This is a genomic window from Okeania hirsuta (assembly GCF_003838195.1).
Lineage (GTDB): Bacteria > Cyanobacteriota > Cyanobacteriia > Cyanobacteriales > Microcoleaceae > Okeania > Okeania hirsuta.
In genome coordinates, this window is the sequence record NZ_RCBY01000628.1 from 1 (window position 1) to 928 (window position 928).

General features: G+C 36.4%; 1 protein-coding gene. It reads left to right on the top strand.

The annotated features are described in order from the left end of the window. The coding region (locus D5R40_RS33325) for a DUF3987 domain-containing protein (protein ID WP_205127824.1) at positions 1-817 on the top strand (817 nt) is incomplete at its 5' end. Positions 818-928 lie beyond the last annotated feature (111 nt).

The following is a 928-nucleotide window of genomic DNA, read 5'->3' on the forward strand; positions in this document are numbered from 1 at the left end:
CATTTCACCCAAACTCCGTATGAAATCTGATGATAGACTTGGTGGTAGTTTAATGACTGGTAACAGTTTTAACTGCCAAATGGGGATTATTGGTGCAATACAGCCGGAGGTATTTCAGGATTTATTGAGTCAGACAAACCTTCGCAGTGCAGGTCATTTTGCTAGATTCAACTACTTATGGATGGAGAACAAACCACTAACCTTAGAAGAAGTGATTTCAGGTGGCAGTGCAGTTGACGTTACTGAGGATATTTATAAATTATTGGTTTGGGCTGCTCAACTACCAGGGCAAAAATTTATGTTTTCGCCGGATGCTTTTAAATATATTGTCACTAAAATCAGCTTGGTGGAAACTAAAGCCATGGAGGAAAATAACCAGATTATGGCTGAATTTTTGAATAAATTTCCTGGTAAGTTTCTGAGGCATTGTGGGTTGCTTCATTTATTATTTAGCTATCCAAATGAACCAACTAATTTAATTCCTCAGTCAGTTTGTCAAGTGGCTTTTGACAGTATAGTTCAACAACAATATTTTATTGAAAAAGTTTGTTTGCTGAAGCCTGAACCAGCACTTTCTGATATGCTAAAAAGTCTCTTAGATTATTGTCAAAGAAAGGATAAATTTTTATCTGGTTCTGATATTGTTACTAGCAAGAAATTTGACAAAGTTAAACCTAAATTTACTGCTCAAGTGGCCAGAAGTTACTTTAAGGATTTGGCTGAAATGGGCTATGGACAATTAGAAGGCTCTGGAACGCGATTGAGATTTAAAGCATTTACCCAAAACCCAGTAGAAATAGCTGAAATTCAATCATAGTAAGTATTTAACTACCCAGAAATGTACCCAATTTAACCCAGTAGTTCTGGGTAATCTCTGGGTAGGTCTGGGTATATTTGGGTTAATCTCTGGGTTCTCTAATCTTTATCC